Below are 14,365 nucleotides of genomic sequence, written 5' to 3' on the forward strand. Positions count from 1 at the left end.
GGCAGGCCGGCCCTGGCCCACCCCGCCCGGTGCCCGGCCGGCCCGGCCGGGCACCCACCACGCCCCGGTCACCGCACGGCCCGCAGCACCTCCACCAGGGCCGGGTGCAGCCCGGGCGCGGCGGCGAGGAAGCTGTCCGAGCCGGGTGTCCAGGCCGCCCCGGCGGCGTCCGTCACCGTCGCGCCCGCCTCGGCCGCGATCAGGGCGCCCGGCAGCAGGTTGCCCGCGTCCGCCCCGTACTCCCAGAACAGCGTCAGGTGTCCGGAGCCGACCTGGGCGACCTGCAAGGAGGTCGGGCCGAGGCAGCGGACCGCCAGGACCGAGCCCAGCACCGCCGTGAGCGACTCGCCCGCGCGGCGCAGCGCCACCGGGTCCGCGGCCACCAGCGGCGGCTGCGCCGTCCCGGCGACGGCCACCGCCGGGTCGCGCTCCAGCGGTGCGACGGGCCGCCCGTCCAGTTCGGCGCCGCCGCCGCGGACCGCGCGGTACGTCCGCCCGGCGAGCTCGGGGGTGTGCACCACGGCCAGCACCGCGACGCCGTCCCGGACCAGCGTGGCGGTGACCGCCCACGGCTGCTGGCCGAGCAGGTACTGCACGGCGCCGTCGGTCGCGTCGCAGAGCCACCACTCGCCCTCGGCCGGTAGCGTGCCCGCCGGTTCGTCGCTCACCCAGCCGGCCTGCGGACGCAGCGCGCCCAGCCGGGCCCGCAGGCGGGCGGCGACCGGGTCGTCCAACTCGGCGAAGCGCGCGGTCAGTTCCCCGAGCGTCCGCCCGGGGGTGGGCCCGGCCGGCCGCGCCGCCGCCAGCTCCGCGCCGACCTCCCGCACCGCCGCCTCGACCCCGGGCAGCAGCTCCCTGAGCGCCCGTACCTCGTCCATGGCCGTCCTCCGATCCGTCGCGGGCCGGGAGGGGAACTCCCGGCCGTCGGGTACCAGGGGTACCGTCGGTGCTGCCGAACAGGACGGACGGCCGGGTGGTTCCGGCGGAGATCGGACTCTATGGACCTCTCAACTGCTGATCCGGACAGCGTGCTGGACGCGCTGGACCGCCGCCTGGTCTGCGCGCTACAGGTCGACGGCCGGGCCGAGACCGGCCGGATCGCCGAGGTGCTCGGCGTCTCCGCGCGGACGGTCACCCGCCGGCTGGCCCGGCTGCAGCAGACCGGGCTGCTGCGGGTGGTCCGGATGCCCGACGTCGAGGACGCCGCCGTCGGTGCGCTGCTGCTGCGCGTCCGGGTGCTGCGCGGCAAGGCCGACACCATCGCCCAGGCCCTGGCCGACCGCCCGGACGTTCCCTTCGTCGACGTCATGCTCGGCGGCCAGGAGATCGGTGCGGTGATGCTGGGCGAGGCCGGTGGGCGGGACCAGCTGCTGTACGGGCGGTTGCCCGCCACCGCGGCGGTCACCGAGACCACCGCGCACGCGGTGCTGCACGCCTTCTCCGACGCGGGGCAGTGGCGGGCCGGCTACCTGGACGAGGCCGAGGTGGCCGCCCTGACCCCGCCGCCCGTCGCGACCGCCCCGGAGAAGCCCCCGCTCGACGCGCTGGACCACGCGCTGCTCGCCCGCCTCGGCGTGGACGCCCGGCAGTCCCACGCCGCCCTTGCGGCGGCCGTCGGCGCTCCCGAGTCGACCGTCCGCCGCCGGTTGCACCGGCTCGCCGGCGCCGGTCTGCTGCGCACCCACGCCACTGTCGATCCACGGCTGCTGGGCATGGCCGTGGACGCCAACCTCTGGCTGGACGTCCCGCCGGGCCGGCTCGCCGAGGTCGGTACGGCGATGGCCCGCCACCCCCAGGTGCACGGGGTGTTCGCGACCAGCGGTCCGGCCAACCTGGTGGCCACCCTGTTCTGCGCGGACCACGGCGGTCTCTACCGCTTCCTCACCGGAACACTCGGCCCGCTCGGCGTCGACCGGGCCGAGACGGCGATCGTCGCCCGCGCGGTGAAGCGGGCGGGCGTCCCGGTGCGGCGTCCGCGGCCACGGCCCTGAACCGGCTCGCGGCACCGGGCGCGCGGCACCGGGCGCGCGGCAGCGCCCCCGCGCCGGTATCCCCCGCGCCGGTATCCCCCCCGGCGGGGCGGCCGCAGGTCAGGCGCCGGTGGTCGAACCGGGCCGGATGACCATCAGGACGACGACCACGGCCCAGAGCAGGTTGAACACCCCGGCCGTCATCGGCAGCAGCCGCAGGCCTTGGACGGCCTTGCCGTGCTCCGGTGCCCCGGCGTCGAGGTCGAGCGCGTCCACCGCGGCCTGCTGCGCGGGCAGTACGAACAGCAGCAGCGCGAGCGCCGACAGCGCGGTGAGCACCATGGAGACGATCAGCCAGGACTGCCCGAGCACGTCCATCACCTGGGCGACGCCGATGCCCAGGATCGGGACGGCTATCCCCAGCAGCGCGTAGACCTGGGTGATCCGGTGCAGCAGTCGCAGGGTGCCGGCCTCGGCGGCCCGCTCCGGTCCGCCGGCCAGTGCGGCAGCGGCCCGGCGCGGGAACATGCTGACGGCCACCGCCACCGGGCCGATGAACAGCACCGAGGCGAGGACGTGCAGGCTCAGCAGGAACTTGGCCATGGCGGGAACACCCTTTGATCCAACGGGGGCTGCGCGCCGGGGACGCGGCGCGGGCAGCCGGGGCGTCCGGTTTCCGAGCCCCGAGCAGGCACGCTAACACCGCTTATCCGGGCCCCGGCCGTGCGGGTGGGACCACGGTTCCAGGGGCGGGAGGGCCCGTGGGTCAGCCGGCCGGCGGCGTCAGCACCACGACCCGGGGGGCGGCGGTGCTGGCGACCGAGACGGCCGCTCCCTGTCGGACGTCCGCCCAGTCGAGCAGGTGGAGGTCCTGGTAGCGGCTGTGCAGCGGCTCGCCCGCCGGCACGTCGAGCGGCAGTGCGGAGAGGTCGACGCCGGCCAGGGTGTCCAGGCTGGCCCGGCCGAGCTTGATCAGCGACTCCTTGCGCACCCACAGGCGCAGGAACGCCCGCCCGGGCTCCGGGTGCGCCTCGACCTGCCGCAGTTCGGCCGGGCTGAGCACCCGTGCGGCGACGTCGAGGAGCGAGCCGCTCCGTGCTGTCAGCTCGACGTCGACGCCGACCGGCTGGTACCCGGCGGCGGCCGCGACGACGCCGTGGGTGTGCGAGAGGCTCACCTGGACGTCCGGGTGGTCCGGCAGGTAGGGCCGGCCGTGGTCGCCCTTGCCGCAGTCGGGGCAGTTCTGGGCCAGCGTCAGCCCGGCCGCCGGCACGCCGAGCAGCCGGGCGGCGCAGAGCCGGACCAGGATGTGCGCGGCGGTGAAGTCGACCCGCCCCGACTCGTGCCGGAAGCGCGCGGCGCGTTCGTGTTCGAGGGCGGTGAGCAGGTGGTCGCCGGCTTCGGGGTGCCGCAGGACGTCCGCGCTGGCCGAGACGGCGGCGAGCGGAGCCTGCGGGTCCTGGTCCTCGGAAGTCATGCTCCCAACCTAGCGGGGCCGCCCGTGGTCGTGGCCGCCCGCGGGCGTGATCGGCGCCCGCCCGGACAGCTTGGGATCGATCCTGACGGTCTGTAGGGTGTGGTTCGTCCGATTTGGTGTTGGATGTACCGGATCTGTCGTGTATCAGATGGGATCTACTGAAACGTGGCGGGTTGTGCGACCCGCCACTCTCTCTGTGCGGAGGAATGTGCGATGGATCAGGGCATGGGTTCGCCGGAGCGCAGGACGGCCGCCGACCGGAGGCCGTCGGCCGTCCGCGGACGCCGGGCGGTCCGACTGGCGGTGGCGACCGCCGTCGCCGCGCTCCCGATGGCCGCGGTGCTGACGGTGGGCTCGGCCGCACCACTGGCCCCGCCGCTGGGGGCGTGCTCCGGGCCCGACTGCCCGGCGGTCTGGCCGACGCCGCCGCACAACGGGGACTTCGCCGGCCGGGACGCCACGATCAACGTCTTCACCGGCGGCGACTACACCGTGAACGGCCGGGCGGCCGAGGTCGAGGGCAAGATCGTCACCCTGGGGGACCTCACCGTAGACAAGAGCCAGGGCGGCGGCGCCTTCAACATGGGGGTGGTCGGGGTCGGTTCGCGGGTGGTGCCGCCCAACGGCAGCGACTTCGTGACCGTCGGCGGCGCCGTGGACGTCAAGGCCGGCAACCGGATCCTCATCGGCGGCAGCGACTCCAAGGGCGCGGCCTTCGGCAACCTCCGTCACGCGGGCACGGTCACCGGCACCGTCGACATCGACCCCACCGGCCGGTCGATCGCGGATCCGGACGCCGCCGCGCCCTACCGTTCGGTGCTGAACCAGATCGAGGAGGTCTCCGCCTGCGTCGCCAGGGCGACCGCGACCGGCACGGTCACGGTGACCGGCAGCGAGGCCACCTTCGCGGGGGACGGGACCAGCATGAAGCAGGTCTTCAACGTCACCGGGAACCTGGGCTCGACCACCCGGCAGATCGGCCTGGTCTTCACCGGCGTCCCGGCCGGCGCCACCGTGGTCGTCAACATGCTGGCGGCCGACCCGGTCATCAACACCTACACCGGTACCGGCCTCCCGGGGGACCAGACCACCGAGATGCGTTCCAGGCTGATGTGGAACTTCCCCACGGCCACCGACGCGCGGATCCTCGGCGGCGCCCAGTTCCAGGGCTCGGTCATGGCGGGCAACGCGGGGGGCACCACGACCCTCGCCCAGCCCGGCATGAACGGCCGGGTCTACCTGGCGGGCAATCTGATCCAGACCGGCAACGGCGGCTACGAGATCCACGGTTACCCGTTCGACGGGGACCTGCCGGACTGCGCCGTGACGCCCAGCCCCTCGCCGACCTCGCCGAGCCCGTCGCCGACCTCCCCCAGCCCCACGCCGACCTCCACCTCGCCGTCCCCGACCTCGGCCTCACCCTCCCCGACGTCGCCGACCTCCACGTCCAGCACCCCGGCCCCCACGTCGTCCGGCCCCGCTCCGACCGGTCCGAGCGAGCACCCGACCAGCCACCGGCCCAGTAGCCACCGGCCGACCAGCCAGCTCCCGGCTCCCGGCTCGTCGACCGGCGGGGGCGGGCAGCTGCCGTCGACCGGCGCGGGTGACGGCCCGGTCGTGCTCGGCCTGGCCGGTGTCGCCCTGCTCGGCCTCGGCGGCCTCGCCGTCCTGGTCGCCCGCCGACGCGGACGCCACAGCTAGCCCGCAGGGCCTTGCAGGCCCCACCAGTCCCGCAGGCCCCACCGGACCGAGGCGCCTGACCGCAGAGGCGCCGGAGTTCCGTTGGGTCGCCCGGTCACCCGACCGGGCGACCCGACCCGCGACCGGCCCCGTCGGCCGGGGCCCCGGTCCGGGAGCTGCCCTGCGGTGACCTGCGGTGATCTGATCTGACCACCGGATCGACCGGCCCCGGGCAGGCCCGCCCTGGCGGGTGGGGACCCGTTCGGCCGGCACGAACGGGCGTGCGCCGCACCTGCTCAGTGCTCGTCGAAGAAGCGCTCCACCGTGTCGCGCTCGGCGGCGACGGCCGCCAGCGACTCGCCGACGATCCGGCCGGCCAGGTCGACCGCCAGTTCGCCGACGTCCTGCCGGAGGGTGACGGCCGCGAGTGCCTGGTCGACGGTGATCCGGGCGTGGGCCTCGGCGACCAGCCGGTCGCGCTCCCGGACCCCGTCCTCGCGGGCCGCCGCGATGGCGGCCGCGCCCCGTTCGGCGGCCTCCTGCCGGATCCGCGCCGCCTCGTGCCGCGCGTCCGCCAGTTCGTTCCGGTAGGCCTCGTAGACGCGATCCGCCTCGGCGTGGAGCGCCTCGGCCCGCTCCACGCCGCCCTCGGTGGCGTCCCGGCGATCGGCCTGGAGCCGCTCGATCCGCGGGAGCACCCGGCGGCCCAGCACCCGGACCACCAGGAGGAAGCAGATCAGGCCGACGATCAGTTGGCCGGGTTCGGGCTTCAGTGGACCGAGCTCGAAGTTCATCTGCTCCTCCTATGACCTGATGTCCCGTCATAGAAGGTGCTGCCCGCCCTGGTTGGCGCCGAACCGCGGCCGAACCGCGGCCGAACCGCGGCCGACCCGCGGACCCGGCTCCTGAGCCGGCCCTGCACCGGGGCCGGCCCCGCACCGGAGCCGGCCCCGCTCCGGTCCGGTCAGGTCACCTCGCCGCGCCGGCCGAACCGCTCCGCCCGCCACTCGCCGGTCTCCAGCACCTCGGCCAGTTGCCGCGCGGCGTCCCAGACGTCCACGTACGACAGGTACAGCGGGGTGAAGCCGAAGCGCATGAGGTCCGGTGCGCGGAAGTCCCCGATCACCCCGCGCTCGATCAGCGCCTGCACCACCGGGTAGCCGTCGGCGTGCCGCAGGGCGACCTGGCTGCCGCGCCGGGCGTGCTCGCGCGGGGTGGCCACCTCGATCCCCTCCAGTCCCTCCACCAGCGCGATGAAGAGGTCGGTCAGGGCCAGGCTCTTCGTCCGTACCGCGTCCAGGTCGGCGCGCTCCCAGATGTCCAGGCTGGTGCCCAGCGCGGCCTGGCCGAGCAGCGAGGGCGAGCTGGTCAGGAAGCGCCCGATGCCCTCCCTCGGGTCGTACCCGGGCTCGAAGGCGAACGGGCGGGCGTGGCCGAACCAGCCGCTCAGCGGCTGCCGCGGGCCGGCCGCGAGGTGGCGCCGGGCCACGTACAGGAAGGCCGGCGCGCCGGGGCCGGCGTTCAGGTACTTGTAGGTGCAGCCGACCGCGAAGTCCGCGTTGCTCGCGTCGAGTTCGATCGGCAGGGCGCCCACCGAGTGGCAGACGTCCCAGATCATCAGGGCGCCCGCGGCCTGCACCCGGGCGGTGATCCCGGGCATGTCCAGCAGCTCGCCGGTGCGGTAGTCCACATGCGAGAGGACGACGACGGCGACGTCCGCGTCCAGGTGCCGGTCGAGCTCCCCGGGGGTGGTCAGCACGCTGCGCGCGCCCTCGAACAGCCCGGTCACGCCCTCGGCGATGTAGAGGTCGGTGGGGAAGGCCGCGCCGTCGCCGAGCACCGTGTGCCGGCCGGGGCGCAGCCGCAGCGCGGCCGTCAGCACCTTGAACAGGTTGACCGAGGTGGTGTCGCAGACCACGACCTCCTCGGGGCCGGCCCCGATCAGCGGCGCGATCCGTCGGCCGAGCCGGTAGGGCTGCTCGAACCAGCCGGCCTCGTTCCAGCTGCGGATCAGCTCGCGGCCCCACTCCTCCTCGACGACCTGCCGCACCCGCTCCGGGGTGCGGGCCGGCAGCGCTCCGAGCGAGTTCCCGTCCAGGTAGACGACGCCCTCGGGCAGGGCGAACTCCTTGCGGAACGCCGCCAGCGGGTCGACGGCGTCCAGCGCCGCGCACTCCTCGCGCGTCATGATGCCCAACGTCCTGCCCACTCTCTCGCTCACAGCTCGTCCCGTACGGTCCACAGCTCGGGGAACACGTCCTGCTCGGCGGCCTTGCGCAGCCAGGTGAGGCCGCTGGAGCCGCCCGAGCCGGGCTTGGCGCCCATCGCGCGCTTCACCGCGGCCAGGTGCCGCTGGCGCCAGCGGGTGACCCGCTCGGCGACGTCCAGCAGCGCTTCGGCGAGCGGCTGCAGCGCCGCGTGCGCGGGGTCGGCGTAGACCTGCCGCCAGGCGGCCTCCACGGCCGGATCGGCCCGGTGCCGCTGCTCGGAGGGCTCGTGCGGCACCGCCAGTCCGCGCCGGGCGAGCAGCGCCAGGGCGTCGTCGTACAGACCGGGGGCGCGCAGCGCCTCGCTCAGCTCGGCCCGCGTCTCGGGTATCTCGTCGTACATCCGCAGCAGGCCGGCGTTCTTGTTGCCCAGCAGGAACTCCAGGTGCAGGAAGGCCGATGACTGGAACCCGGAGGCCTCGCCGAACACCGAGCGGAAGGCGTTGAACTCCTGCGGGGTCATGGTCGCCAGCAGGTCCCAGGACTCCACCAGGACGTCCTGCACATGGGTGCCGCGCCGCAGCGCGGCCAGCGCGGCCGGCAGGTCGTCCTCGCGCATGGCCTGCTGGGCCAGCGTCCACTCGTGCCGGAGCAGGCCGAAGAGCAGCTCCATCACCTGGGTGGTGACGATGAACGACAGCTCGGCCGGGACCTTGCTGCGCGGCTGCTGCAGGCTGTGCAGCTCCTCCAGGCGCGCGTACCGGGCGTAGGGGGTGCCCCGACCCGGCTCACCGCCCCGACCGAACGACAGGTTGGGTGTCTCCACCGTGTCGTGCCCCATCCCGATCCCTCCTGATGACCCGGCCGGCGGATGCCGCCCTACCGGTGACGCGGCCGCCTGCTGGTCCGTAGTGGCCGGGGCCCCATTGTGCGGCGGTCACTGCCCCCACTTGAATGGGCACCGGGCACGGCAACCGCAGCCGGACCTGCCGATCGAGAGGTCTTCCCACCGATTCCCTTTACGATCGCAAAAGAGCGGGATCCAGCCAGTCGATCAACCTCTCCGGGAGCCGCCATGGACGCCGTCGACCGCCGCCTGCTGGCCGAGCTGCAGGCCGATGCCCGGCTCTCGTACAACGAACTCTCCCGCCGGGTGAGCCTCTCCGCACCCGCCGTCGCCGAACGGGTGCGCCGGTTGGAGGCCGAGGGGGTGATCAGCGGGTACCACGCGCACGTCGACCCCGCCCGGGCCGGGCTGCCGATCACCGCGCTGGTCCAGCTCCAGTGCTACGGCCCGCGCTGCGTGCTGCGCGACCCGGAGGTGCCGCGGTGGCCGGAGGTCCTCCAACTGCACCGGGTGACCGGCGGGGCCTGCTGCGTGCTGCTGGTGGCGGTCCCCGCGATGGCCGCCTTCGAGGCACTGATCGACCGCCTCGGCGGCTATGGGCAGCCGGCCAGCTCGATGATCCTCTCCAGCCCGGTGCCCTGGCGGCCGGTGGTCGCGCCCTGACGCCCGCGCCGGCGCCGCGCCGCCCTCAGTGCGCCTCGGGCAGGTGCAGGCCCAGCCCCGCCAGGCCGTTCAGGAACAGCTCCACGCCGACCGCCGCCAGCAGCAGGCCGAGCAGCCGGGAGAGCACCTCCAGCGACGTCCGGTGGGTGCGCCGCATCAGCGGGGCGAGCGCCGCCACGCAGATGTAGTTGATCGCCACCACGGCGAGGTAGGCACCGACGACGGTGGTCCGCCAGCCCCAGTCGTCCTTTGTGAGCGAGCCCACCAGCACCGCGGTGACCGCCAGCGGGCTGGCCACGTACGGGAGCATCAGTTCGCGGATGCCGTCCACCATCGGGTTCGGCAGGTGGTCGTCGTCCTCGCCGGTGCCGGCGCCGAGGTGGATGCCGAGGACCAGGGCGACGGCGTAGACGAAGAAGATCGTCCCGCCGGCCAGTTGCAGCGACTGGTCGCTGATGTGGAACAGCGAGGTCACGAAGTCCGCGCTGTAGGCGAGCACCAGGCCGATCAGGGCGGTGATCAGGGAACTCCAGGCCGCCAGCCGCCGCAGTTCGTGGGTGCTGCGGGTGGCGGCCAGCCGGGCGAAGGACAGCAGGACCTTCGGCGGGCCCACGACGGCGAAGAAGGCGATGAACGCGCTGCTCAGGTTGAAGACGAACATGGGCCAAGCATGATCGGGACGCTCAGCGCAGTTCGACCGCCACGCCCTCGGTGCGCAGGGTGTCGAGGATCGCGTCGAAGTAGCTCAGCCGCCGCCCGCCGATGACGACGGTGCCCGTGAGGTGCCGCCGGGCGGTGCCGGCGTCCCGCCAGACCAGGGTGAACGGGGGAGCGGGCCCGAAGCCGCCGTGCAGGCAGTCGGCCAGTGCGTCGAGGTTGCTGCCGTAGTAGCCGCCGGGGCCGTTCAGGGCGGCGCCCAGGGCGGTGTAGAACGCGACGCGGTCGGTGATCGCGTTGCCGTCCAGCTGGTAGGCGGGCGGCGGCGCGGGCGGGTCGGTGGCCATCGTTCCTCCATTCCTCGGTGCTCCGATGTTCGCCCGGATGGCGGCCCCGGGTCGAGCCGGCCCGCCCTTTCGGCTCCTATGGAAGCCGGATCACCTCCGCTGGAACGAGGGGATCACCTCCGCTGGAACGAGGACTCGACATGTGTCTGAACCGTAAGGATCTCGGCCTGCTGGCCCTGCGCGGCGCCGTCGGCGGGGTGCTGATCGCGCACGGCACCCAGAAGCTGTTCGGCTGGTTCGGTGGCGGCGGCCTGGAGGGCACCACCCAGGCGATGGAGCACATGGGCTTCCACCCGGCCCGGCAGAGCGCCCTGGCGGCCGGCCTCGGTGAGGCCGGCGGCGGCGCGCTGCTGGTGGCGGGGCTGGCCACCCCGGCGGCCGGCGCGGTGGTGGCCGGCACCATGGCGGGCGCGGTCGCGGTGCACGCCCCGTCCGGCTTCTTCGTGATGTCGGGCGGCTATGAGTACCCGGCGTTCCTGGGGGCGACCGGGCTCGCGCTGGGCCTGGCGGGCCCGGGGCGGTACTCGCTCGACCACCTGACCGGCCACGCCTTCGACCGGCCCTGGGTGGGCCTGGTGGCGTTCGCCGCGAGCGCCGCCTCGGCGTACGGCGTGGTGGCCCGCCGCCGGCACGTGGTGCGGCTGCGCGAGGAGCGGGCCGCCGTGGAGGCGCAGACGCAGGAGGGCTCGGGGCTGTCCTGAAACCGCCCCACCGGAGTTCCGCGCGCCGGGGCGGTGCGCGGAACCCCGCGGTCGCGGCCCGCCGCGACCCTCACCCGGATGCCCACCCCTGTTGGCGGGCGCGGTCGCGCCCTCGGAGGGTGGGCGTGAGGTGTGCCGGGCAGCCCGGCGCCGAGCCGGAGCAGAGCCGCCGCAGCGCGGAGACGAAGCAGCGCGGACGACGACGCGCAGAATCGAGGACCCATGGACCGCCAGTCGCCGACCCGGGCGAACCGCCCGACCGGCCCGACCCACCCGACCCGCACCACCGCCCAGGACGTCACCGCCGCGGTGGTGCGCCGTCCCCGCCGGGCGGTGGCCGGTGTCCTGGCCGCCGCCGCCCTGGGCACGGCGGCGCTGGCCGGCTGCTCCTCGGACAGCGAGCCGAGCAAGGCCGTCTCCTCGGCCGCCGGCGCGGTCCAGTCGGGCCTCTCGGCCGCCGCCTCCGCCGCCGCCTCGGCGGTGGAGTCGGCCGCGAGCGGGCTCTCCTCGGCGGCCTCCTCCGCGGTGGCGTCGGTGGCCGCCTCGGCGCAGGCGGCGGCCTCCTCGGCGGTCTCGAACGTCAAGGGCGGGCTGGACGCCAAGGGGGACGTCACGGTGAGCGGGGTGACGATCGGCTCGGACGGCAAGGCCGAGGCGACGCTCTCCGTCGCCAACCACGAGCAGCAGTCCAACCGGTACGTGATTCAGGTCAACTTCACCGACGACTCCGGCAATGTCCTGGACGCGACGGCGGTGACCGTTCCGGACGTGGCCGCCGGGCAGACCGCCCAGGCCACCGCCCGGAGCAACCGCGACCTCTCCGGCTCGGTGAAGGTCGTGGTGGCCAACGCCGTCCGGTACTGATCCGCAGGTCAGCGGGGCCGGCCCGGCGGGGGTCAACCTTAAGCGCGACTCAAGCCTCAACATCACCCCTTGACGGGCGAGTTGGTCTAGTCCATTTTAATCCACAGGTGCAGGGAGCCCCTGAACCGGCGTCAGCGGTCTGTGGCCGCGGGCGCCGGTTCGGCATATCCCGGTGTCCGTCAGGCATGTACCCGCTCGATTCCCTTTCCCCCGTTCTGTCATGCCCTGGTCGTACGGCCCCACCCCGTACGAGCCCGCCAGGCGCGGCGGATCCCCCACAACCAGGAGTCACGCACCCATGCTCCGTTCACGTATCGAAAGGGCCGGGACCCCGGCTCAGGAGGGCGGCCGCCGGCGGCGCCCGAAGAGCCTGGCCGCCCTCGCGGTCGGCACGACCGCCTCCCTGCTGCTCGGCGCGGGCCTCGCCCTCACCGGTGGTGCCTCGGCCAGCGCGGCCGTCACCAACTCCACCGGCGCGCCCGCCACCAGCGGTGGCATCAAGGTCGCCTACTTCGACCAGTGGTCGATCTACGCGAACGCGTACTACCCGAAGACGATCCAGGACACCGGCGTCGCCGGGAAGCTGGACTACCTGATCTACTCGTTCGCGAACATCCACCCCACCAACCTGAACTGTTTCGAGGCCACCAAGGCCGCGAGCCAGGACGACAACAACCCCAACGCGGGTGACGGTGCGGGCGACGCGTTCGCCGACTACCAGAAGAGCTTCGGCCCGGACATCTCGGTCGACGGCGTCGGCGACGCCTGGGGCCAGCCGATCGCGGGCAACTTCAACCAGCTGAAGAAGCTGAAGGCGAAGAACCCCAACCTCAAGGTCCTGATCTCGCTGGGCGGTTGGACGTACTCCAAGTACTTCTCGGCGGCGGCCGCCACGGACGCCTCCCGCAAGAAGCTGGTCTCGTCCTGCATCGACATGTTCATCAAGGGCAACCTGCCGACGGACGCCGGCTACGGCGGCCCGGGCTCGGCGGCCGGCATCTTCGACGGCATCGACATCGACTGGGAGTACCCGGGCGGCGGCGGCCACACCGGCAACATCTCCAGCCCGAGCGACAAGCAGAACTTCACCCTGCTGCTGAAGGAGCTGCGCGAGCAGCTGGACGCCCAGGGCAAGACCGACGGCAAGACCTACGCCACGGCGGCGGCGGTCGGCGCCGGCCAGGACAAGATCCGGAACGTGGAGACCGACAAGATCGGTCAGTACCTCACATTCCTGGACATCATGACCTACGACATGCACGGTGCCTGGGACGCCAAGGGCCCGACCAACCACCAGGCCCCGATCTACTCCGGCCCGGACGACCCGATGACCCCGGCCGCGCCGGGCAACGGCAAGTACTCGGTCGATGCCGCGATCAAGGCGTACACCGCCGGTGACACCGACTACGGCATCCCGGGCGGCTTCCCCGCCAAGAAGATCAACGTGGGTGTGCCGTTCTACTACCGCGGCTGGACCGGCGTCCAGAACAACGGCAAGAACGGTCTCTTCCAGCCCGCCACCGGCCCGGCCACCGGCGCGGCGATGTCCGGCAACGTCCCCGGCATCCAGATGTACAAGGAGCTCGCGGGCTTCGTCGACAACCCGGCCCGGACCTTCTGGGACGACACGGCGAAGACCACGTACTTCTACGACGGCTCCACGTTCTGGAGCGGTGAGGACACCCGGTCGATCCAGGCCAAGGTCGACTACGCCCACTGCAACGGCCTCGGCGGCTCCTTCGCCTTCTCGCTGTACGACCTGGGGACCAAGACCGCGCTGTTCGACAAGATGGTCGAGGCCACCAACGGGTCCGCCGCCGCCTGCCCGGCCGCGCCGAGCCCCACCCCGACCCCGACCAAGACGGTGACCCCCACGCCGACCCCGACCGCGACGGCCACCCCGACCGCGACGGCCACCCCCACCGCGACCCCGACGCCGACCACCACCCCGACCTCTCCGGCCGGCTGCTCCGCCGCCCCGAGCTGGGACGCGGCGGCCACCTACGCCACCTCGACCAAGGTCTCCTGGAAGGGCCACTACTACACCAACAAGTGGTGGACCAAGGGCGAGGACCCCGCCACCACCGGTCAGTGGGGCGTCTGGACCGACAACGGCCCCTGCTGAGGCCGTACCGCTCCACCGTTCAGGTGCCCGGCTGTCCGCGGGCCCGCGCACCTGAGCAGCACCTGAAGATCTGAGGGCCCTGACGGACCCTCGCACCACGAGTCCGGCCCGCCGGGGGACGACACCCCGGCGGGCCGGACTTTCCACGTTCCCGGGCCCGGGGCGGGCCACCAGGCCACCGGCCCGCCGGGCTCAGGCCAGGTCGTCGGTGCGCCCGAGGGCGTCGGGCTGGCTCTCCTCGATCCGGCGCAGCATCCGGGCCAGCATCGCGGACAGCACGGTGCGGTCCTCGCCGACGACGTCCTGGAGCAGCTCCTCCTCGAAGACGGCCGCCATCCGCATCGACTCCAGCCACTTGTCGCGGCCGTTCTCGGTCAGCTCGATGATCACCCGGACCCGGTTGGTCTCGTCCCGCTCCCGGGTGACGAGGTCCTCGGCGACCATCCGGTCGATCCGGTGGGTCATCGCGGCCGGGGTGAGCCCGAGCCGCTTGGCCAGCTCGCCCGGTCCCAGCCGGTACGGGTTCCCGGCGACCACCAGGGCCTTGAGCACCTCCCACTCGGCGGAGGTGATTCCCAGCACAGTCAGCTGCCGGCTGTAGGAGACGCCCATCCGCCGGGCGACCCGGGAGAGGGTCTGCACGATGGTCTCCACCTGCGGGTCCACGGTGGGGAATTCCCGCTGGTAGACGGCTACCTGCTCGGCGATGCCCAGCTCGTCGGGGGCGGCCGGCGCGGGCTTGTCTGCTGTCATGCGGACCAGTGTCGCACGTGGGGGTGCAGACCTTAAGCCTTTGACTCCGCAGTCTTCCGGTGCTAAGACTTTAT

At 73.7% G+C, this 14,365-nt stretch carries 15 protein-coding genes; 6 read left to right on the top strand and 9 right to left on the bottom strand.

Features of this window, described 5'->3' with window-relative positions:
- Positions 1-68 precede the first annotated feature (68 nt).
- Positions 69-878, bottom strand: a complete 810-nt coding sequence (locus ACIF6L_RS06950) for an inositol monophosphatase family protein (RefSeq protein WP_396486968.1) — start codon at positions 876-878, stop codon at positions 69-71.
- Between the two features lie 120 nt (positions 879-998).
- On the opposite strand from ACIF6L_RS06950, the gene ACIF6L_RS06955 reads away from it, so the two are divergent.
- The gene (locus ACIF6L_RS06955; RefSeq protein WP_396486967.1) at positions 999-1,991 is read left to right on the top strand and encodes an Lrp/AsnC family transcriptional regulator; all 993 of its coding nucleotides are present in this window, start codon (positions 999-1,001) and stop codon (positions 1,989-1,991) included.
- A gap of 99 nt (positions 1,992-2,090) precedes the next feature.
- On the opposite strand, the gene ACIF6L_RS06960 is transcribed toward ACIF6L_RS06955, so the two are convergent.
- Both ACIF6L_RS06960 and ACIF6L_RS06965 read right to left on the bottom strand, forming a co-directional pair.
- A complete protein-coding gene (locus tag ACIF6L_RS06960; RefSeq protein WP_329487445.1) occupies positions 2,091-2,573 on the bottom strand; it encodes a DUF2269 family protein in 483 nt (160 codons plus the stop codon).
- Positions 2,574-2,736: 163 nt separating this feature from the next.
- Complete coding sequence (locus ACIF6L_RS06965) at positions 2,737-3,447, bottom strand: 4'-phosphopantetheinyl transferase family protein (protein ID WP_396486966.1); 711 nt, start codon at positions 3,445-3,447, stop codon at positions 2,737-2,739.
- A 213-nt stretch (positions 3,448-3,660) separates the two neighbouring features.
- On the opposite strand from ACIF6L_RS06965, the gene ACIF6L_RS06970 reads away from it, so the two are divergent.
- Entirely contained in the window at positions 3,661-5,148 is a 1,488-nt protein-coding gene (locus ACIF6L_RS06970) for a choice-of-anchor A family protein (RefSeq protein WP_396486965.1), read from the top strand.
- Positions 5,149-5,423: 275 nt separating this feature from the next.
- On the opposite strand, the gene ACIF6L_RS06975 is transcribed toward ACIF6L_RS06970, so the two are convergent.
- The 3 genes from ACIF6L_RS06975 to ACIF6L_RS06985 form a co-directional block, all read right to left on the bottom strand.
- The gene (locus tag ACIF6L_RS06975) at positions 5,424-5,921 is read right to left on the bottom strand and encodes a F0F1 ATP synthase subunit B (protein WP_396486964.1); all 498 of its coding nucleotides are present in this window, start codon (positions 5,919-5,921) and stop codon (positions 5,424-5,426) included.
- A gap of 170 nt (positions 5,922-6,091) precedes the next feature.
- A complete protein-coding gene (kynU, locus tag ACIF6L_RS06980; RefSeq protein ID WP_359839457.1) occupies positions 6,092-7,315 on the bottom strand; it encodes a kynureninase in 1,224 nt (407 codons plus the stop codon).
- 29 nt (positions 7,316-7,344) lie between these two features.
- The gene (locus ACIF6L_RS06985) at positions 7,345-8,175 is read right to left on the bottom strand and encodes a tryptophan 2,3-dioxygenase family protein (protein ID WP_329487440.1); all 831 of its coding nucleotides are present in this window, start codon (positions 8,173-8,175) and stop codon (positions 7,345-7,347) included.
- Between the two features lie 234 nt (positions 8,176-8,409).
- Between ACIF6L_RS06985 and ACIF6L_RS06990 the strand changes: the two genes are divergently transcribed.
- Entirely contained in the window at positions 8,410-8,844 is a 435-nt protein-coding gene (locus ACIF6L_RS06990; RefSeq protein ID WP_329487439.1) for an Lrp/AsnC family transcriptional regulator, read from the top strand.
- A gap of 25 nt (positions 8,845-8,869) precedes the next feature.
- Here ACIF6L_RS06990 and ACIF6L_RS06995 read toward each other — a convergent pair whose 3' ends face one another.
- Together ACIF6L_RS06995 and ACIF6L_RS07000 are read right to left on the bottom strand one after the other, a co-directional pair.
- Positions 8,870-9,505 (bottom strand): MarC family protein, encoded by a 636-nt coding sequence (locus ACIF6L_RS06995; protein ID WP_396486963.1) that lies wholly within the window; start codon positions 9,503-9,505, stop codon positions 8,870-8,872.
- A gap of 22 nt (positions 9,506-9,527) precedes the next feature.
- Positions 9,528-9,848, bottom strand: coding sequence for a barstar family protein (locus ACIF6L_RS07000; protein ID WP_396486962.1), 321 nt, complete (start codon positions 9,846-9,848; stop codon positions 9,528-9,530).
- Positions 9,849-9,988: 140 nt separating this feature from the next.
- Between ACIF6L_RS07000 and ACIF6L_RS07005 the strand changes: the two genes are divergently transcribed.
- The 3 genes from ACIF6L_RS07005 (at position 9,989) to ACIF6L_RS07015 (ending at position 13,538) form a co-directional block, all read left to right on the top strand.
- Positions 9,989-10,549, top strand: coding sequence for a DoxX family protein (locus ACIF6L_RS07005; protein ID WP_329487436.1), 561 nt, complete (start codon positions 9,989-9,991; stop codon positions 10,547-10,549).
- Between the two features lie 222 nt (positions 10,550-10,771).
- Positions 10,772-11,413, top strand: a complete 642-nt coding sequence (locus ACIF6L_RS07010) for a hypothetical protein (RefSeq protein WP_329487435.1) — start codon at positions 10,772-10,774, stop codon at positions 11,411-11,413.
- A gap of 298 nt (positions 11,414-11,711) precedes the next feature.
- The gene (locus ACIF6L_RS07015; RefSeq protein ID WP_359839459.1) at positions 11,712-13,538 is read left to right on the top strand and encodes a glycosyl hydrolase family 18 protein; all 1,827 of its coding nucleotides are present in this window, start codon (positions 11,712-11,714) and stop codon (positions 13,536-13,538) included.
- Between the two features lie 192 nt (positions 13,539-13,730).
- Here the strand turns inward: ACIF6L_RS07015 and ACIF6L_RS07020 are convergent, their stop codons facing one another.
- On the bottom strand, positions 13,731-14,291 hold the full coding sequence (locus ACIF6L_RS07020) for a MarR family transcriptional regulator (RefSeq protein WP_329487432.1): 561 nt from the start codon (positions 14,289-14,291) through the stop codon (positions 13,731-13,733).
- Positions 14,292-14,365 lie beyond the last annotated feature (74 nt).

The sequence above is a fragment of the Kitasatospora sp. NPDC086009 genome, assembly GCF_044540385.1.
In the GTDB taxonomy this organism is placed as follows: Bacteria; Actinomycetota; Actinomycetes; order Streptomycetales; family Streptomycetaceae; genus Kitasatospora.